Annotated in this window: 14 protein-coding genes and 1 tRNA gene; 10 read left to right on the top strand and 5 right to left on the bottom strand. The window is 62.8% G+C overall.

The window, feature by feature from the left end:
• Nucleotides 1-182 precede the first annotated feature (182 nt).
• From pth to glmU, 3 genes are all read right to left on the bottom strand, one after another.
• Nucleotides 183-812 carry an aminoacyl-tRNA hydrolase gene (pth, locus tag PMX60_RS02300; protein ID WP_271746732.1) on the bottom strand — a complete coding sequence of 210 codons (630 nt, stop codon included), beginning with the start codon at nucleotides 810-812 and terminating at the stop codon, nucleotides 183-185.
• A gap of 242 nt (nucleotides 813-1,054) precedes the next feature.
• The gene (locus PMX60_RS02305) at nucleotides 1,055-2,041 is read right to left on the bottom strand and encodes a ribose-phosphate diphosphokinase (protein ID WP_195568406.1); all 987 of its coding nucleotides are present in this window, start codon (nucleotides 2,039-2,041) and stop codon (nucleotides 1,055-1,057) included.
• A 191-nt stretch (nucleotides 2,042-2,232) separates the two neighbouring features.
• The gene (gene glmU, locus PMX60_RS02310; protein ID WP_271746733.1) at nucleotides 2,233-3,645 is read right to left on the bottom strand and encodes a bifunctional UDP-N-acetylglucosamine diphosphorylase/glucosamine-1-phosphate N-acetyltransferase GlmU; all 1,413 of its coding nucleotides are present in this window, start codon (nucleotides 3,643-3,645) and stop codon (nucleotides 2,233-2,235) included.
• Nucleotides 3,646-3,841: 196 nt separating this feature from the next.
• Here glmU and PMX60_RS02315 point away from each other — a divergent pair, with 196 nt between their 5' ends.
• Genes PMX60_RS02315 through PMX60_RS02325 form a run of 3 tightly spaced genes read left to right on the top strand, consistent with a single transcriptional unit; the run spans nucleotide 3,842 to nucleotide 7,090 of the window.
• On the top strand, nucleotides 3,842-4,729 hold the full coding sequence (locus PMX60_RS02315; protein ID WP_271746734.1) for an energy-coupling factor transporter transmembrane component T: 888 nt from the start codon (nucleotides 3,842-3,844) through the stop codon (nucleotides 4,727-4,729).
• On the top strand, nucleotides 4,729-6,372 hold the full coding sequence (locus PMX60_RS02320) for an ABC transporter ATP-binding protein (RefSeq protein ID WP_271746735.1): 1,644 nt from the start codon (nucleotides 4,729-4,731) through the stop codon (nucleotides 6,370-6,372). The genes PMX60_RS02315 and PMX60_RS02320 overlap by 1 nt, the downstream gene beginning before the upstream one ends.
• A gap of 4 nt (nucleotides 6,373-6,376) precedes the next feature.
• A complete protein-coding gene (locus tag PMX60_RS02325) occupies nucleotides 6,377-7,090 on the top strand; it encodes a DUF6580 family putative transport protein (protein ID WP_215692916.1) in 714 nt (237 codons plus the stop codon).
• Between the two features lie 149 nt (nucleotides 7,091-7,239).
• Here PMX60_RS02325 and PMX60_RS02330 read toward each other — a convergent pair whose 3' ends face one another.
• Complete coding sequence (locus tag PMX60_RS02330) at nucleotides 7,240-8,058, bottom strand: exodeoxyribonuclease III (protein WP_215673691.1); 819 nt, start codon at nucleotides 8,056-8,058, stop codon at nucleotides 7,240-7,242.
• Between the two features lie 135 nt (nucleotides 8,059-8,193).
• On the opposite strand from PMX60_RS02330, the gene PMX60_RS02335 reads away from it, so the two are divergent.
• From PMX60_RS02335 to PMX60_RS02345, 3 genes are all read left to right on the top strand, one after another.
• Entirely contained in the window at nucleotides 8,194-8,946 is a 753-nt protein-coding gene (locus PMX60_RS02335; protein ID WP_215673690.1) for an NAD-dependent protein deacylase, read from the top strand.
• 95 nt (nucleotides 8,947-9,041) lie between these two features.
• Complete coding sequence (folP, locus tag PMX60_RS02340; RefSeq protein WP_215673689.1) at nucleotides 9,042-10,790, top strand: dihydropteroate synthase; 1,749 nt, start codon at nucleotides 9,042-9,044, stop codon at nucleotides 10,788-10,790.
• Entirely contained in the window at nucleotides 10,791-11,492 is a 702-nt protein-coding gene (locus tag PMX60_RS02345; RefSeq protein ID WP_055310271.1) for a hypothetical protein, read from the top strand. It begins immediately after the preceding gene.
• Nucleotides 11,493-11,637: 145 nt separating this feature from the next.
• Here the strand turns inward: PMX60_RS02345 and PMX60_RS02350 are convergent, their stop codons facing one another.
• On the bottom strand, nucleotides 11,638-12,411 hold the full coding sequence (locus PMX60_RS02350; protein ID WP_158554584.1) for a type III pantothenate kinase: 774 nt from the start codon (nucleotides 12,409-12,411) through the stop codon (nucleotides 11,638-11,640).
• A 196-nt stretch (nucleotides 12,412-12,607) separates the two neighbouring features.
• Here PMX60_RS02350 and PMX60_RS02355 point away from each other — a divergent pair.
• The 4 genes from PMX60_RS02355 to PMX60_RS02370 all read left to right on the top strand — a co-directional run bounded on the left by PMX60_RS02355 (nucleotide 12,608) and on the right by PMX60_RS02370 (nucleotide 19,256).
• A tRNA-Met gene (locus PMX60_RS02355) sits at nucleotides 12,608-12,684 on the top strand.
• Nucleotides 12,685-13,213: 529 nt separating this feature from the next.
• On the top strand, nucleotides 13,214-15,244 hold the full coding sequence (bilR, locus tag PMX60_RS02360) for a bilirubin reductase, long form (RefSeq protein WP_271746736.1): 2,031 nt from the start codon (nucleotides 13,214-13,216) through the stop codon (nucleotides 15,242-15,244).
• 599 nt (nucleotides 15,245-15,843) lie between these two features.
• Entirely contained in the window at nucleotides 15,844-16,089 is a 246-nt protein-coding gene (locus tag PMX60_RS02365) for a helix-turn-helix domain-containing protein (RefSeq protein WP_271746737.1), read from the top strand.
• 284 nt (nucleotides 16,090-16,373) lie between these two features.
• Nucleotides 16,374-19,256: a proton-conducting transporter transmembrane domain-containing protein gene (locus PMX60_RS02370; RefSeq protein ID WP_271746738.1), complete on the top strand. Its 2,883-nt coding sequence runs from the start codon at nucleotides 16,374-16,376 to the stop codon at nucleotides 19,254-19,256.
• Nucleotides 19,257-19,258 lie beyond the last annotated feature (2 nt).

The raw sequence follows: 19,258 nt of genomic DNA on the forward strand, positions 1-19,258 counted from the left end.
GTTTATTTTGGTCGGTTTTATCAGGTAAAACGGCAAAGGGGGCCGGCCTCGGGTTGTGATGAGGCCGGCCCCCTTTGGAGCGTTATGCATGTATGTCGGCGCGCGGTTGATTGCGATGCCGCAACTGGGGAGTTTCCGCAGGTAAAACCTGCCAAAATAAACCTGTCCCTAAATAGTAGGTTCTAGTGCTTGCCGTTGGCGGAAGCGGCGCCGTTTACGTGATCGCGGGCGTAGATTACGCCGTGGACGATGGCCAGACCGGCGGCATCTGCGGCGCGGGCGCAGGTGTCCTGGAAATCCTCGGCCTCGCGGGCGCGCAGCTGCTTAAGCACGTAGTCGGCGACGGCCATCTTACCGGGAGGGTTGCCGATGCCGGTGCGGATGCGGCTGAAGTCGCGGCTGCCCATCTTGTCGATGATGGAGCGCAGGCCGTTGTGACCGGCATGGCCTCCGCCCACCTTGACGCGCACGTCACCGGCGGGAATGTCGAGCTCGTCGTGGATCACGAGCAGCTCCTCGGCCTTGATTTTGTACTCGCGGCAGAGCTTGGAGATGGGACCGCCCGAGGTATTCATGTATGACTGCGGCTTGACCAGTACAATCTGGCGCTTGCCTCCCTCTTCCTCGGGATCGTTGATGTTGATGAGCGCGATCTCGGCGCCTGCCTGGTTTTTCCAGTACGTGACACCGGCCTGACGGGCCAACTCGTCGATTGCTTTGAAGCCAGCGTTGTGGCGGGTCTCGGCATACTCATCGCCAGGGTTGCCAAGCCCGGCAACCATGCGAATCTTAAGCGGCTGTGCAGCTGCCATGTTCATCCTTTCGTTACACAAAAGTTCAATCAACGACAAAGGCTACCACGCCCGCCGAAGGCGAGGAAAGGTTGCAGCAAAGTCATTTCAGAAAACAGCTGCCCCGAGACAGCAGGAAGCCCCGGACACGCCGGGAGGGGTTATCAAAGCGAACATCCCGCAGCCGCAAAGCGGCGAGGACGTTCGCGTGATAACCCCGCAGGCGTGTCCGGGGCTTCCGGAGGGATGCGAGGGTCGAGCGACTACAGCGCGAAGTCGCCGCCGACGAGCGTGGAGACGGGCTCCTCGTGGTAAACGGCGGAGATGGCCTGAGCGAACTCCTCGGCGACCGAGATGGTCTTGATCTTGCCACCGACCTCGACGGGAATGGCGTCGGTGACGAGGCACTCGACGATGGGGGCGTCGTTCAGACGCTCGATGGCCGGACCGGAGAAGATGCCGTGGGTGGCGCAGACGTAGATATCGCCAGCGCCCATAGCCTTGAGCTCCTTGACGTTGGCGCACAGGGTGCCAGCGGTGTCGATCATGTCGTCGTTGATGATGCAGGTCTTGCCCTTGATGTCACCGATGATGCCCATGACCTCGGCGGCGTTGTGGCGCGGACGGCCCTTGTGGGCGATGGCCAGGTCGCAGCCGAGCATGTCGGACAGCTTCTTGGCGGCCTTGGCGCGGCCCACATCGGGGGAGACGACAACCAGGTTGTCGGTGTCGAAGTGCATGTCGTTGTAGTACTGGCCAAACAGCGGCAGCGCGGACAGGTGGTTAACCGGGATATCGAAGAAGCCCTGAATCTGGCCCTGGTGCAGGTCGAGGGTGATGATGCGGTTGACGCCGGCGCGCTCGAGCAGGTTGGCGACGAGGCGGGCGGTGATGGGCTCGCGCGGGCCGGCCTTGCGGTCCTGGCGGGCATAGCCGTAGTGGGTGATAACGGCGGTGATGGAGCGGGCGGATGCGCGCTTGGCAGCGTCGGTGGCGATGAGCAGCTCCATGAGCATGTCGTTGACGTTGCCGCCGGCCACGGACTGAATCAGGAAGACGTCGGCGCCGCGGACGGTCTCGTCGTAGCGGGCGTAAATCTCACCGTTGGCGAACTGCTTTAGCGTAAGGCCCGAAAGCTCGACCCCAAGGAACTCAGCGATCTTCTGAGCGAGGGGACGGTTGGAGGAACCGGAATACACGCGGATGGACTTGCGCATATTCTCCGACTTCTCGGGATCATTAATCGGCATTACCCTTCTCCTTTATATCGAATGCCATATAGATGCCTTGTTGCATTGTAACCGCGCGGCGGGGTTTATCGAGTCTTGATAACGTCTTTACCGTCAACGGACACGAACCGACCACTCATCCGGCCGCGCAGGTCAGCATAGAAAAAGGAGCCGTCCCCACGGAAGCGGCTCCTTAGATGCTTGGTAAAACGTTATACCTCGTCGTCCTCGTGCAGGCGGCGGCGATAATCGGCGGCCCAGCCCTCAATATTTACCTGACGGGCGCGGCCCAGACCGAGTGCGTCTGCCGGGACCGGCTCAGTGATGACGGAGCCGGCGGCCACGAGCGCGCCGTCGCCAATCTGGGCGGGCGCGACCATCATGGTATCGGAACCGATGAAGGCATCCTTGCCGATGACGGTTTTGTGCTTGTGTACGCCGTCGTAGTTGCAGGTGATGGAGCCGGCGCCCACGTTGACGCCGGAGCCCATGGTCGTGTCGCCGATGTAGGACAGGTGCGGCACCTTGGAGCCCTCGCCGATCGTGGACTTCTTGATCTCCACGTGCGTGCCGGCCTTGGAGCCGTCGAGCATGTGGGTACCCGGGCGCAGGTAGGCGCGCGGGCCGCAGTCGACGCCGTTCTCGATGACGGCCTCGACGGCGATGGTTTCATCGATGGTGCAGCCGCTGCCGACGGTGGTGTCGGTGAGGCGGCTGTTGGGGCCGAGCTGGCACTCCTCGCCCACGGTGACGTGGCCGATCAGGTGCGTCTGCGGCCACACGACGGTGTCGCGGCCGATGACGGCATCGGGACCGATCCAGGCCTGCGTGGGATCGATGAACGTGACGCCCTCGGCCATCCAGTGCTCGTTGATGCGGTCGCGCGCGATGGCGGTGAGCTGCGCGAGCTGAATGCGGCTGTTGACGCCCAGGCCGTCGCGGTAGTCGTCGCAGTGGAAGATGGAGACCACCTGGCCGTGACCCTTGAGGATTTCGAGCATGTCGGGCAGGTAGTACTCGGACTGCGCGTTGTCGTTGCCGATCTCGTTAATGTGGGCGGCGAGCTGCGCGCCGTCAAAGGCGTAGCAGCCGGCGTTGCACTCCAGCAGCGTGGCGGCCTGCTCGGGCGTGCAGTCCTTCTGCTCGATGATGCGCTCGATCTGGCCGTCGGCGCCCAGCTTGATGCGGCCGTAGCCAAAGGGGTCGGGCGGGGTCATGGTCATGACGGTGCAGGCGAGCTCGCCGGTGGCGACGGTCTGCGCGAACTTGGCGACGGTGTCGGCGGTGATGAGCGGCAAGTCGCCGTTGAGCACGACGACGGGGCCTTGCGTGATGCCGCAGGCCTCGAGCGCGACCTTCACGGCGTGGCCGGTGCCCAGGCGCTCGGTCTGCTCGACGCACTCGACCTTGGTGGCGCTGTTGGCGTAGGCGCCGTCGATGAGGGCGCGCATCTCGTCGGCGTGGCTGCCGATGACGACCACGACGCGGCTGCAGCCGGCCTTGATGGTGGCGTCGACGATCCACTGAACCATGGGCTTGCCCAGGATCTTGTGCGAAACCTTGCAGTGGTTCGACTTCATGCGGGTGCCCTCGCCGGCGGCGAGGATAATTGCGGTTGCGTCCATGTGATCTCCTGTTACGTTATAGAGACGTGTGCTTGGAAACGATACACGGCGCAATATGATACCGCAGGCATATGTTGAGCGCGTAACGATTGGATTGCGGCGGTTGAGGCTTGCGCCGCCGGCGTGGCGTTTGCGCTGGCCGTGCATGGCGGCGGTGCTGCGGAGCTGTCGTTTGAGCGAGGGGACGGGGGTGCCCGTGGACAACATACGAGAGGAGTTTGGCGGCGAGCCCGTCGCGGCATTCTCGATGTCGCATCCAGCTGTGCCGGCGCTCTATATAGTGCTGACGCTGGGGCTCACCATGTTCTCGATGCAGCCGGTGCTGATTGCGCTGTCACTTGCGGGCGGGTTGGCGTATGGATTTGCGACGCGTGGGGCTGCCCGCACGCTGGGCGCACTTCGCTGGCAGCTGCCGGTGATTTTGATTATCGCGCTGGTCAATCCACTGTTTAGTGCCTCGGGCTCGACGGAGCTGTTCCGTATTGGCATGCGCGCGGTGTATCTGGAGAGCATGGTATATGGCCTGTGCATGGGTGGGCTGTTTGTGGCGAGCGTGCTGTGGTTTGAGGCCGCGGCGTCGATGCTCGAATACGACAAGGTGCTCGCGCTGCTGGGTAATGCCGCACCGGTGATCGCGCTCATGATCTCGATGTGCATGAGGCTTATCCCGCAGTTTTTGCGCCGCGGTCGTACGGTGCTGGCGGTGCAGGATGCGATTGACGTGCCGGGGCGCGCGCCGGCCGATCCCGTGCGCTCGCGTCTGCGGGCGTCAAGCGTGTTGATGGGCTGGGGCATGGAAGATTCGCTGGATCGCGCGGACGCGATGCGCTCACGCGGGTGGGGTGCCGCGACGCGTCGTACGACGTATGCGCGGTATCGACTGGGACTCAGCGACGTTGCCGCGCTGGTTGGGCTTGCGCTGTTTGGTGCTGCCGCGGTGGCGGTGGCGTGGACCGCGACGACGCAGTATTCGTTTTATCCGCAGCTCTCGGTGCCGGCGCCGTGGCCGGGCTATGTCGTGTACGCTGCCTGGATGGTGCTGCCTTGCGCGTTGCACGCGATTGATGAGAAGAGGTTTGGCTGATGGCTCGGTTGGATAGCTGCTCGGTAACGGGCGGGGCGTGCGGCTCCGATGTGCCTGCGATTGAGGTGCGGGGCCTTAGTTTTGCCTATCCCGGGGCCGAGGCACCGGTGCTCGAGGGGCTTGATTGGCGTGTTTCCCAAGGTGCGTTTGCGCTGCTTGTTGGCGGTACCGGTTCGGGCAAGTCGACGCTACTCTCGCTGCTCAAACCCGAGATCGCGCCGACGGGCGAGCGCGCTGGCGAACTGCGCGTGCTGGGCGAGAGCGTTGCCGACATGGATGTTCGGACGTCCGCGGAGCGCGTGGGCTATGTGTTTCAGGATCCCGAGAACCAGATTGTGTGCGAGACCGTGTGGCACGAGATGGCGTTTGGCCTGGAAAACTTAGGCATGTCGCGCGACGAGATGCGCCGCCGTGTTGCCGAGACCAGCTATTTCCTTGGTCTGGAGGACTGGCTTCATCGCGATACCGATACGCTTTCGGGTGGCCGCAAGCAGCTGCTGTCGCTTGCCGCCGTCTTGGCGCTGCGTCCGCGTGTGCTGCTACTCGACGAGCCCACGTCTCAGCTCGATCCCGTTGCCGAGAAGAATTTTCTGCACGCGCTGTTTCGCGTGAACCGTGAGCTGGGCTGCACGGTTGTTGTGGCTACGCATCAACCGCGGCCGATGCTCGAGTATGCGACGTGTGCGTACCGGATTGAGGACGGTCGCGTGCGCGACGTGGCGGATATGGCTTCTTTGGGACGCCGAGAATCGCTGTTTTCCGATGACATGTTGGGGTGGGGTGCCATCCGATGTGCAAAAAACGGAGTATTCAGCAGGCGTGAGGACAATTTGGGCTTTCTGGAGCCGCCCCGGGATGTATCGAGCGCGAAAAAAAGTTCGAAATTGGACAAATCGTCCGAATTTGTGGCGCAAACGTCGCTCGAGAACGGCTCGGAAGCCTTCCCGCGCACGGATGGAAGCAGAATACTCCAAAAAATGCACGCTGGGTCGGCTACCACCCTGGCAGGGAGCTGGTTTCGCTACGATCGCGCGGGCGGTTGGGTGCTGCGCGGGCTCGATGCGTCGTTTTCGGCTGGCGCGGTGCATGCGGTTGCGGGCGGTAACGGCTGCGGCAAGTCGACAATGCTTTCGGTGCTGGCGAAGACCGCCAAGCTGCAGCGCGGCCGCATGGTGCGCGGGGCGGCCTCGGCGGCGCTGCTGCCTCAGAATCCCAAAGCATTGCTGGTTGCCGAGACGGTTCGCGATGAGCTGATGGAATGGTCCTCGACCTGCGGATATGACGAGAACTTGGCGCGGGAGCGTGCGGTGCAACTTGGACTGGACGGCCTGGAGACGCGCCACCCCTACGACCTCTCGGGCGGACAGCGCCAGCTGCTCGCACTGGCAAAGCTGCTGCTGATCGGCCCCGAGCTGCTGCTGCTTGACGAGCCCACGAAGGGCTTGGACCTGGAGAGCCGCCGCATCATCGCCCGCGCCCTGCGTGACCATGCGAAGGCTGGCGGCACCGTCATCATGGCTACGCACGATTTGGACTTTGCCGAGCAGGTAGCCGACGACGTCGCCATGATGTTTGACGGCGAGATTGCCTGCATGGAGCCCCCGGCCGACTTCTTTGCCGACAACGTGTTCTATAGGGCGTGATGGGATGACGGATTATCGCGTTTCGCGCCTACTTGCAAAACTGGAGATCCCGCTGTTGTTGGCGGTGCCGGCGGTGATGGCTGCCGCGTTGCTGGCGGGTGTTGAGCAGGCAGCGTTGGCCATGCTGGTTGTGGTGGCGTTGGTACTTGCGCTGTTCTTTGCGGGTTACGAGGCATCTCGTCCGGGTTTGCGCCAGATTATGCCCACGCTGGTGCTGGCGGCGCTGGCGGCGGCGGGGCGCATCCTGTTTGGGCCCATTCCCGACTTTAAACCGGTGAGCGCCATCGCCATTATCGCGGGGGCGACGCTTGGTCGCCGCAATGGTTTTATGGTTGGCGCGCTGGCAGCGCTGACCAGCAATTTCTTTTTTGGGCAGGGCATGTGGACGCCGTGGCAGATGTATGCCTGGGGGCTCGTGGGATACGTTGGCGGTGTGCTGGCGTATGCGGGTGCGTTCGACCGCGCCGACGGCACCGTGCGCATGCCAGCGCTGCTGGCGTACGGCTTTGCGTCGGGCCTGCTCTATGGCGTCGTGATCAACGCGTATGACATCATTGGTTTTGTACAGCCGCTCACGTGGGCGGGTGCCGCGGCGCGTCTTGCCACGGCAGTGCCGTTCGATATTACGCACGGCCTTGCGACCTGCGTGTTTTTGGCCGCCTTGTACAAGCCTTGGTGTCGCCGCATTAACCGTGTCGTCGTGAAATACGGGCTGTAAGGCATTTCGCATTCCCTCACGAACTTGCGGTGGAATAGTTCTCGTTTTTGGCTATTTGCTGCCCAAACAGGAACTATTCCACCGCAACTTATAGGGGGAGAGGGGCCACACAATCTGTTTTCCTCTGTCCCCCCAGGAATTACTTGGGGCTAGAGTTCTAGCGTGAGGGTGACGGGGCAGTGGTCGCTGCCGAAGATGTCGCCGCGGATGCCGGTGTCGCGTACGTTGTCGGCGATTGCGTCGCTTACCAGGAAGTAATCGATGCGCCAGCCGGCGTTGTTCTTGCGGGCATTAAAGCGATAGCTCCACCAGCTGTAGACGCCCTCGACGTCGGGGTTTGCCGCGCGCCAGGTATCGGTAAAGCCGGCGTTGAGCAGCTCGGTAAACTTGCCGCGTTCCTCGTCCGAAAAGCCTGCGTTGCCGCGGTTGGACTTGGGGTTCTTAAGGTCGATCTCCTCATGCGCCACGTTAAAGTCGCCGCAGGTTACGACGGGTTTGCCGGTCTCGCGCTCGAGCGCGTTCAAAAAGCCGCGGTAGGCATCGTCCCAGGCCATACGCACGTCGATGCGCGCGAGCTCATTTTGTGCGTTGGGCGTGTAGACATCCACAAACCAGAATTTGTCGAACTCGAGCGCGCAGACGCGGCCCTCGGTTGCGGCTTGGGCGACGAGCACGGCCGCCTCGCCTTCGCCGGCGTAGGGCAGCAGCGCATCGGCGCACAGTACGCGCAGCGGCTCCTGGCGGCTAAAGACCGCGGTGCCCGAATAGCCTTTACGCTCGGCGTAGCTCCAGGTTTGGTGATAGCCGGGCAGGTCAATATCGACCTGGCCTTCTTGCAACTTGGTCTCTTGCAGCGCCAGGATATCGACGTCGAGTTCTTGCGCGATCTGGATAAAGCTCGGGTCCTTTTTGAGCACGGCGCGCAGGCCGTTGACGTTCCACGAGGCGAAAGTGTAAGTCTGAGGCATGGTGTCCTTTCGACGGGGTTGGCAGGCTTAAGATTAGCGCAACAGGGGCGGGGTGGGATCCGCGCATGCTGACTTAAAGGCCGCATGCTGGGACGTCGCTCAACGCTGCCCGACTAACAAGGACGGAGGACTCATATGACGCAGGCAATATCGGACCCCAGACAGGCCTCCGCCGCGCTGGCGGATCTGTTTGACACCCACAAGCGCGTGGTCTTCTTTGGCGGCGCTGGCGTTTCTACGGCAAGTGGCATTCCCGATTTCCGCAGCGTGGACGGCCTGTATCACCAGCAGTTTGCCTATCCGCCCGAGACCATGCTGTCGCATAGCTTTTACGAGGCGCATCCGGCGGAGTTCTTCGACTTTTACCGCACCAAGATGATCGCGCTTAACGCTAAACCCAACCGCTGCCACACCAAGCTGGCCGAGCTGGAGCGCGCCGGTAAGCTTGATGCCGTGGTGACGCAAAATATCGACGGCCTGCATCAGATGGCCGAATCACAGCGCGTGTTCGAGCTGCACGGATCGGTCCATCGCAACATTTGCCAGTCGTGCGGCACGGTCTATAGCGCCGAGTGGATTTGCTCGCGCGAGCACGAGGATGCCGCGGGCGTGCCTGCGTGCCCCGCGTGCGGCGGCCGCATCAAGCCCGATGTGGTGCTCTACGAAGAGCCGCTCGATGAACATGTGCTGACCGGTGCCGTTGCCGCCATCGCCGCGGCCGATGCCCTCATTGTGGGCGGGACCTCGCTCGTGGTGTATCCGGCGGCAGGCCTTACGCGATACTTTACCGGCGATACGCTGGCCATATGCAACCTTGCTCCCACCGATCAGGATGCAAATGCCGACCTGCTGATTTCTTGCGACATCGCGGCCGCGTTTGCGTTCTAGCCCGCGCGCGCGGATACAATAGAAAGACTGAGTGCAAAGCGACCCCGCCGCCAGCTCCCCAAGCTCGGCGGCGTGGGCATTTTAGGAGGATGTTCATGGCGAACGACAGCAAGACATGGCGGTGCGGAAAGTATGAGCTCAGCTTTGACCGTCCGCGCATCATGGGCGTCCTCAACGTGACGCCCGATTCGTTTAGCGATGGCGGGGAGCACTTCGACCCGGATGCCGCCATCGAGTACGGCCTGGCGATGCTCGACGCCGGCGCCGACATCATCGACGTGGGCGGCGAGTCCACGCGCCCCGGCTTTACCCCGGTCAACCCAGACGAGGAGGCTCGCCGCGTGCTGCCCGTGGTGCGCGCGCTGGCCAAGGAGGGCGCCATCGTCTCGATCGACACGCGTCATGTGGCGGTTGCCAAGGCGGCCGTGCGCTGCGGCGCCTCGATCGTCAATGACGTGACCGGCTTCACCGATCCCAAGATGGTCGAGTTTGTTAAGACGAGCACCTGCGGCGTCATCGTGATGCATGCCGGCGAGGTCGCCGCGCCCGCCCGCACGCACGCAACGGTGCAGCTCGATACCTCGGCTGCGGCGTTTGTTGCCGAGAAGGCACGCGAAGCGGCTGCCGAGGCCGCGCGCGAGGCCGAGAAGCCGGCCCGTCGCCGTCGCGGCAAGTTGCTGGGCGAGCCCAAGGTTGAGGCCAAGCTTCCGGGCGGTGTGGTACAGCCCTCACTGCCGTTTGGCGAGCCGGAGCCCACGTCCGAGCCTGCAACCGAGCTGGGGCAGGAGACGCCGGCCGCCGAGCAGGCTGCTGCCGCCGAGACCGTCGCGCCCGCGCCCGAGGCCGCGCCCGAGGCCACCGAGGCCGCATCGGAGTCCAATGACCGCCTGGCCGCCATGATGCGCCGCAGCGCCCGCCGCGAGGAGGCCTACGTGCCCACCTCTCAGCTCCGCCGCTTTACCCTGCCCGATTCGGCGCCCATCATGCGCCGCGTCATGGGCTTTCTGTCCGACCAGGCCCGCACACTCATCCATGCCGGCGTGTCGCGCGACCGCATCTGCATCGATCCTGGCCCGGGCTTTGGTAAGTCGGCTAACGAGGACATCGTCATCCAGCGTGAGACTGCCAAGATGGCGTCACTGGGCTATCCGCTCATGTGCGCCGTGTCGCGCAAGCGTTTTGTGGGCGCTGTCTCGGGCGTGACCGAGGCCGCCGCGCGCGATGCCGCCACGTTTGGCGTGTGCCTGGGCGCCATCCAGGCCGGTGCCAACATCGTGCGCGTGCACGACGCCGCGGGTTTTGCGCAGTTCCTGAACGGTTACTGGGCCGTCGCCAAGCCGCAGCCGCGCCGTGCGTTTGTGGCCGTGGGCTCCAACTTGGGGCATCGTTGCGACAACATCCGCGCCGCGCGCGACATGATCGCCGAGATTCCGCTCACCTGCGTGTCCAACTCCTCCAAGATCTACGAGAGCGAGCCGGCCTACGAGACGCGCCAGGACGCGTTTGCCAACGCCGTCATCGAGATCAAGACCGAGCTGGCGCCGCTGGTGCTGCTCGACGAGCTCATGAAGATCGAGGCCGAGCTTGGGCGCGACCGCTCCAAAAAGGCCAAGGCCAACGGTCCGCGCACCATCGACCTGGACCTGCTGTGGATGGACGGCGAGACTCACGGCGGCAAAAAGCTGCGCCTGCCGCATCCTCTCATTGGCGAGCGCGACTTTGTGCTGGTGCCGCTCGAGGACCTGATGCACGACCCGGCGCGGTTCTTCCGCTACAACGGTGTCGAGGTCAAGGAGCCCGAGGACCGCGTGGGCCATATCGTGGGCGAATTGGGGCGTATGTAGATGATCGAGATGAATGCTGTTGTCGCCGGTACCGAGCTTGACGCCGCGCGCGACGCGGGCCGCGAGGGTGCGTCCGCGGGCTGGTGCGCTTGGAGCGCGGGCGATGCTTCGCTGACGTTTTCGCTGATCGTGCGCCCGGACGTGAACATGCATGCCTTCCACGGCCTGCCGTTTGTGGCTGCGATGGGCATGATGGACGCGCTCGTGGGCACGGCTTCGACGCCGGGGTTGGGCCTTGCCGGTAAGGTGGGTATCCAGTGGCCGAGCGATATCGTGTGCGGTGCGCCTGCGTTTGAGACGTCGCTCGCGCGTGTTGCCGTGAACGGCGGTGCCGCTGCTGCGGGCATGTTCGGTGCCGTGACGGTGGATATTGAGCGTTCGGCGCTGGGCGAGCTTGGTGTGGACGTGGCTGACGAAGCGCTGGTCGAGACGCTGGCCGCCGCCGTGCTGGCCCGCGTGGACGCTTGGGCGGTTGTTGCCAACACGCCGCAAGGCGCCGCAGGGCCGCTGGCTCCCGTGCTGGGCGAGTACTTCGACATGGTGCCGCTGCTGGGCCGCCAAGTTGCGGCGGTGTCGCCCAACGGCCTGCCGCTTGCGGTCGGTGTGTTTGCAGGCCTGGACATCTGGGGCCGCGCGACCATCAAGACCGATGCCGGCGAGCAGGAGTTTCCGCCCGAGGCCGTACGGATTCGCGGGCTGTAGCGCGAGGCGCCAGCGCGCAAAGGCAACGATGACAACAAGACCCTCCTCGGCCTGTGCCGGGGAGGGTTTCGCCTGTCTGAGGAATAGGTTTGGCGAGCCTTTGCGGGGACTGTGGCATCGGGCGTGTTCGACTTAAGCCCCTGCTCTATCCCAGCTCCTGCATGCGGCGGTAGATTTCGCAGATACCCTTGATGGTGAGCTGTCCGTCGACCACGTCGAAGGCATCGGTCGAATCGGCGACGATGCTGGCGAGACCGCCCGTGGCGATAACGGTGGCATCCTCGCGGCCCAGCTCGCGCTTCATGCGCGCGACCAGGCCCTCGGCCATGGCAGCGGCGCCCGTTACGGCGCCGACCTTGATGCACTCCTCGGTATCGCGGCCGATGGCGTGCTCGGGCGCCTCGAGCGGCACGCTGGCGAGCTTGGCGGCACGGGCGGCAAGCGCGTCCATGGAGATGCGAATGCCCGGCGCGATCGCTCCGCCAATGTAATAACCGTCCTCATCGATGACGTCGATATTGGTCGCGGTGCCAAAGTCCACCACGATTGCCGGCGCGCCGTAGAAAGTTTCGGCCGCAACGGCGTTAGCGACGCGATCGGCGCCTACGGCTTGGGGACGCGCCGCGCGCAGCTTGGTCACCGCGGCCGTCTGCGGCCCGATGACGATGGCGTCCGCGGCAATGCGGTCGGCCACGGCGTGCCATTCGCGCGAGAGCTGCGGCACCACGCCGGCAAAGGCGATCGCGTCGACCGCGTCGAGCGAAAGGCCGTACATCTTAAAGAAACCCATCAGGCGCACATGGATCTCGTCGGCGGTATAGGAGCGGTCGGTGGGCATGCGCCACGACTGCACCAGCTCGTCTCCGTCAAACAGGCCCATGGCCGTCTGCGTGTTTCCCATATCGATAGCGAGCAGCATGTCTACTCCCAGTGTTGGCATAAAAGGACGCGCACCATTGTATACGCGCCGCCGACGGCACTCGGCTGCGATTCGTTTACGGTGATAGGGGCTGAGGGGTTTAAATATGAAGGAATTATGCTCCACGAGTTTTTCCTTGCCGTTTACCGAACTCCCGCGTAATATTCTTTCTTGCGCACATGAGGCGCCCAGACATTGCGGGGTGGAGCAGTCTGGTAGCTCGCCGGGCTCATAACCCGGAGGTCGTAGGTTCAAATCCTGCCCCCGCGACCAAGAACTTGCAGCTCGTCGGCCTAGCCGGCGAGCTTTTTTGTTATCACGGGACTGTTTTCTCAGCCCAATTCCCAACCTCTCAATCAAAGATCTCAATCTGTAACATCTAGACCCGATTTGGGCGGCTAGGTGTTACAGGTCGAGATATACCGGTGGGTTGGGTCCCGTTTGTCTAAATCTGTAACATCTGGGGCTCATTTTGCCGAGTTGTTGTTATAGATTGAGATTTTCTGGCAGGCGGGTTTGGTTTGTCTCGATCTGTAACAGGTAGGGGTCAAAAGTGGGTCTTACTGTTACAGATTGAGATTGTTGAGGTTGGGTCGAGGGGAATATCTCGATCTGTAACAGTAAGACCCAGTTTTGCCGCGTAACTGTTACAGATTGAGACAAACCGACGGGCCGTCCCGTCCCATCCACCTGCTGCCACCTGATATTCGCCGATTTCCGTTGTGCCGCTGTACCCCTATGCCATATCCTCTAGACAACTACGCGGCATCATCGCCGCCGCGCCTACAAGAGAGGAATGTCCATGACCGCACCTGCATCCAAGCTGCTCCAGCCCATTACGGTTGGCCCCCTTGAGCTCAAAAACCGTATTATGTTTCCGCCGCTGACCACCGGCTACGAGGAGCGCGACGGCTCCATTGGCGAGCGCAGCCTGGCTTTTTACGAGCGCCTGGCCCGTGGCGGCGTGAGCTACATCGTCATCGGCGACGTTGCTCCCGTCATGACCGCAAGCCCCACGCCCAAGCTGGCAACCGACGCCCAGATCCCCACGTTTAAGGCGCTGGCCGACGCCGTCCACAAGCACGGCGCCAAGGTCGCGCTGCAGCTGTTCCACCCCGAGTACGACGTGCCCGGTGTCGGCCGCATGGTCATGGGCTCCATGGCCGCTGCCAAGGCCGCGCAGGAGGCCAAGGCCGCCGGCGACGAGGAGACCTTTGCCGCCAAGATGGCCGAGTCCAACGAGATCCGCAACCAGGCCTACGCCAAGCTGCATCACGACATGCAGCACTTTGTGAACGAGGCGAGCGTAGAGCAGCTCACCCAGATTAAGGAGGCCATCGCCGCCTCGGCCGCCCGCGCGCAGCAGGCCGGAATCGATGCCATCGAGGTCCACGGCGACCGCCTGGTGGGTTCGCTGTGCTCGGCCATCCTCAACCAGCGCACCGACGAGTATGGTGGCTCGTTCGAGAACCGCGTCCGTTATGCGCTGGAGGTCGTCGCCGCCATTAAGGAGGCTGCGCCGCAGCTGATGGTGGAGTACAAGCTCCCCGTGATCATGGAGAACCCCGACGGCACGCCGCGCGGCAAGGGCGGCCTGCGGCCCGACGAGGCCTGCGAGTTCGCCAAGCTGCTCGAGGGCGCGGGCATCGATATGATCCAGGTCGCACAGGCCAACCACACCGGCAACATGGGCGACACCATTCCGCCCATGGGCGCCATGCCCTACAACTGGACGCTGCCCGTGGCCGAGCGCGTCAAGGCCCTGGTCTCCGTGCCGGTGGCAACCGTCGGCCGTGTTGTCTCGGTCGAGGCCGGCGAGAAGATTCTGGAAGACGGCGCCGCCGACATCATCGCCTATGGCCGCTCGCTCATGTGCGACCCCGACATTGCGCTGAAGGCCGCCACGGGCGAACCCATCCGCGAGTGCCTCAACTGCAACAAAGGTTGCGTCGACGCGATTCAAAACCGCAAGTACATCTCGTGCGTGCTTAATGCCGAGAACGGTGACGAGGCGACCATCGCCATCAAGCCGGGCGAGGGCGACAAGAAGATCGCCGTGGTGGGCGGTGGCATCGCCGGCCTAGAGGCCGCACGCGTGGCGGCCAAGCGCGGCTACGACGTGACCATCTACGAGGCGAGCGATCACTTGGGCGGCCAGATTGTGCTGGCGGCTGCGCCTCCGCGCAAGGACGAGATCATGCGCTCGGTCGAGTACTACGAGAAGATTCTGCCTGGCCTGGGCGTGAAGGTTGAGCTCAGCCATGCCGCTACCGCTGAGGACCTCAACGCCGCCGACGCTGCGATTGTGGCCGTGGGCGCACACGACGTGGTCATCCCCGTTCCGGGTGCCGACTCGGACAAGGTCGTCTCGAGCTGGGACGTGCTGGCCGGCAAGGTGGAGCTCAGCGGCCGCGTCGCCGTCATTGGCGGTGGCCTGGTGGGCACCGAGACTGCCGAGTATCTGCTGCAGCACGGCTGCGAGGTGGCGATCGTGGAGATGCTCGACAAGATTGCCGCGGGCGAGTCTGAGACCATTCTGCCGCTGATTATGAGCGACTTTGCCGAGCACAACGTGGAGCAGCACGTGAAGACCCGCCTGACCGCCATTACTGACGAGGGCGTGGAGGCCGTTCGCACCGCCGAGGACGGCGCCGAGGAGCCGGTGAAGATCGCCTGCGATTACGTGGTGATGGCCGTGGGCTCCAAGGCCAACGCGTTTGACCTGGATGGCGTGACGGTGCCCGTGACCTGCGTGGGCGACTGCTCGGGCGAGCGCACCGCCGACATTGCGAGCGCCATTCGCACGGCGTATCACGCGGCCAACGAGCTGTAGTTGGACATCGCGGCCAGGCGGGGCGGTAGCACGGATCCGTCTCGCCCGGCTGTGTCCCGTCGGGTGTCAACCGGTGCGGGGCCTGCAAGCGCAGCAGGTCCCGCCCTTTTTGTTTTGCTCCAGTGGATGGCAATGCGCGGTAATCATGAGGAGTGAGGACGTCTACTGCATTGCAGATCACTCAAAATTATTGTGGGAGGGGTTAATAACTATATCCTCTATACCAAAGGACATAAAGAGATGTCAATTTTGTTGACAAGCGAATGACGATTAGCTGCGAGTCAGCTACCAGCGTAAATAATCGATAAAGAAATGTCGTAATTTGGTGCCAAATGCCCAGATAACGCCGCGTCTATTTTAATTAACTGCTTTGAGCAAACAGTAAAATGCTACTATCTAACTTGCACGTAAGAAAGCAGATTAACGGTTAAGGCTAAGAAGTGGCAGGTATGTCGGAAGCAACTAGGACTCGCACGCATGTGCCCGAGGTTAGGCAGCGCGCCGTCGAGATCCTCCAAGAGGGGGTCGGCCATCGCGCCCTCGCCGCGGAGCTTGGCATTCCCTAGGCCACAGCTCGTCAGTGGGCCCGCGCGTATGCTGTGGGCGGTGCCGACGCCGTTCTCAACGCCGGTTCGCATCATCACACCTATTCGTACGAAGTTAAGCTCGCCGTGGTCAAGGACCGCTTGGAAAACGGCTTAACGGTTCGCGAGGCCATGATCAAGCACAAGATTCCCAGCGAGTCTTCGGTCAAGGCTTGGTGCCGTCAGTACCGCGAGAGCGGTGAGTCCGCACTGGTCGATAAGCCGCGCGGTCGCAAGCCGCGCGTTAAAAAGGCGAAATAGCAAACGGGATGGTGCGCCCACAGGGGCGCATTTTTCTTGCCGCGCCAACTTTTTGGACCGGTGCGAGCCTATCGGGACATTCTCCAACGTGGCCAATAAACCGCGCAGCGGCCCGCGCGCCTGTCGCCGCGGTAAGGAAACGTTGCCCCTCTACTCCAATGAGGACAGACTCCTTACCCCGTACGCCTAAAACTCCCCAATTGACCGAAAACCTGCCGCCGCTACTCCTCAATTGAGCTATAACGTTAAACAATTGCAGCGTTTTTGCATGGGGGAGTGATGGTATGACGCTACTGTATTTCCTTACCCTGTTTCCGCTGGTACCGGCGCTGGGCATGCTGCTCGTGCGCGGTGACCGCGCCCGCGATGCGGTGGGGCTCATAGGTTCCGGCATTATTATGGCGGTGACAGTTGTAGTCGCCGTCATGTTTTTTGGCACGGGTCCGCAGAGCTTTGAGGTCGCCCCCGGCACCTCGCACGTGCTCTCGATCATCAGCTCCGTCATCGATGTCATCCTGTGCGCCGTCATCCTGTACAACGCGTACAAATATAGGAACGCGCTCACCACGGTGCTCGGCATCGTCCAGCTGGTGGGCTCGCTCGCCTTTGCAGCCATGACGCTGCCCGCGGCCGAAGCCGTCATCGCAACGCCGCTCTACCTGGACTACATGAGCGTGATCATGGTCCTCGCCGTCGGCATCGTCGGCAGCCTAATCTGCGTGTATGCCCTGGGCTACATGAAGGACTTCCAGGCCCACGACGAGCACGAGGCCGCGCTGCGCGGGCAGACCGCGCCCGACCGTCGCCCGCAGTTCCTGGCGCTTATGTTCCTGTTCCTCTCGGCCATGTTCGTCATCGTGACGAGCGACAACCTTGAGTGGCTGTTCTGCGGCTGGGAAATCACCACCGTGTGCTCGTTCCTTATGATTGGCTACACGCGCACGCCCGAGGCCATCAAAAACGCCTTCACCCAGATCATTCTCAACATGCTGGGCGGTATCGCGTTTTTGATCGGACTCATGTATCTGCACGTTAACGGCATGCCGCTGACCATCTCGGGCATGATCGAGCTTTCCGGCGCCGGAACCGCGCAATCCGCGCTGCTGGTGATGCCGGTCATCCTGCTGTCGCTCGCCGCACTCACCAAGGCCGCACAGATGCCGTTCCACACTTGGCTGTTGGGTGCCATGGTTGCCCCCACGCCCACGAGCGCCCTGCTGCACTCGTCCACCATGGTCAAGGCCGGCGTGTTCCTGATGGTCAAGCTCAGCCCGCTCTATGCCATCTATCCCGTGACTGGCTTTATGGTCACGAGTGTGGGTGCCATCACGTTTTTGCTCGCTGCCCTCATGGCCATCTCGCAGAGCAACGCCAAACGCGTGCTCGCGTACTCCACCATTTCCAACCTGGGCCTCATCAGTGCCTGCTTGGGTGTCGGCGCGCCCGAGGCCGTGTGGGCGGCCATCTTCCTGATCCTGTTCCACACGGTGGCCAAGTCGCTGCTGTTCCTGTGCGTGGGCACGGCCGAGCATCATATCGGCAGCCGCAATATCGAGGACATGGACGGTATGTTCAGCCGCATGCCGCACCTGACGCGGCTGATGATGCTGGGCATCATGGGCATGTTTGTGGCGCCGTTTGGCATGCTCGTGTCCAAGTGGGGCGCCCTGGTGGCGTTTGCGCAGACCGGCAACGTGCTCATGATCATGGTGCTTGCCTTTGGCTCGGCCGCGACGTTTTACTTCTGGGGCAAGTGGCTTGCCAAGCTTTCGGGCGTCGACCCCACGGCTCAAAACGTTGAGGTCAATGTCCACAAGACCGAATGGATGGCCCTCAACACCATCGCCGCGCTCCTGATTCTGTGCTGCGTGGCCTTCCCGGTTATCTCGAGCGGCCTGGTGTCGCCTTACTTGGCCATGGTGTTTGGCCGCGTGCCGTACGTTATTGGCAAGGACGCCATGTATCTGATGGTGGTTATCGTGGCGTTTATCGCCGTGGTGCTGCTGACTTCATTCCGCGTGAGCAACAAACCGCACGTAAACGTATATCTTTCGGGTGTGGGAACCGACAATTACCGCCATTTCCGCGGCTCGATGGGACACGAGGTGAAGGCCGAAAAGCGAAATTGGTACTCGGAGGACGCCCTTGGCGAGAAGCGTATTGGCCCCGCGGGTAGCGTGGTGTGCTGCAGCATTATCTTGTTTGCGCTGCTGTGCTGCGCGTGGATTGGGCCCGAGCGGCTTGCCATGAGCGCGCCCTCGGTGCTGCGCGGCAAGTATTTTGAAGGTTCGGGCGTCGTGGGCATCTTTATTGGTACCGTGGCGTTTGCCTTGCTGGCGCCGCTTGTGGGCGGCCTGATCGACGGCGTTGACCGCAAGCTGTCCGCCCGCATGCAGGGCCGCGTGGGCCCGCGCCTGCTGCAGCCCTTCTACGACGTTGCCAAGCTGCTGCGCAAGGCCCCTGCCAGCGTAAACACCATGGACGATACCTACATGGCGTGCGCGCTCATCTTCACCGTCGTGGGCGGCGGCATCTTTGTGTCGGGCTCCAACACGCTGCTGTGCGCTTTTATGGTTACCCTCGCTGCAATCTTTGTGGTGCTGGCGTCCGCCTCGACGCAAAGCCCGTTTGCCCAGGTCGGCGCCGACCGCGAGCTGCTACAGGTCATGAGTTACGAGCCCGCCGTTTTGCTGATGAGCGTGGGCCTGTACCTTGCTACCGATAGCTTCGACTCCATCGCCGTAACCGGGCAGTCGGCGCCCATCATCGCGTACAGTGCGCCCATTTTCTTGGCGCTGCTTGCGGTACTCACCATCAAGCTACGCAAGTCGCCGTTCGACCTTTCGTACTCGCATCACGCGCATCAGGAGATTGTCCAGGGCGTCGCCACCGAGATGAGCGGCGGCACGCTGGCCAAGATGACCCTTATGCACTGGTGCGAGACCGTGCTGTTTTTGATGTGGGTGGGCATGTTCTTTGTTTGGGACAACCCGGTGAGCTGGCTGGTCGCCCTGGTCGTGATGGCTGCGACGTATTTTGTCGAGGTGCTGATCGACAACACCTTCGCACGCAGCACCTGGCGCAGCTGCTTTAAGCTCGGCTGGGGCGTGGCGCTGGTGTTTGGCCTGCTCAACCTTATGCCCATCCTCGTCGACGTGTTTATTTAGGA

Source organism: Collinsella aerofaciens, from assembly GCF_028206995.1.
Classification (GTDB): domain Bacteria; phylum Actinomycetota; class Coriobacteriia; order Coriobacteriales; family Coriobacteriaceae; genus Collinsella; species Collinsella aerofaciens_AQ.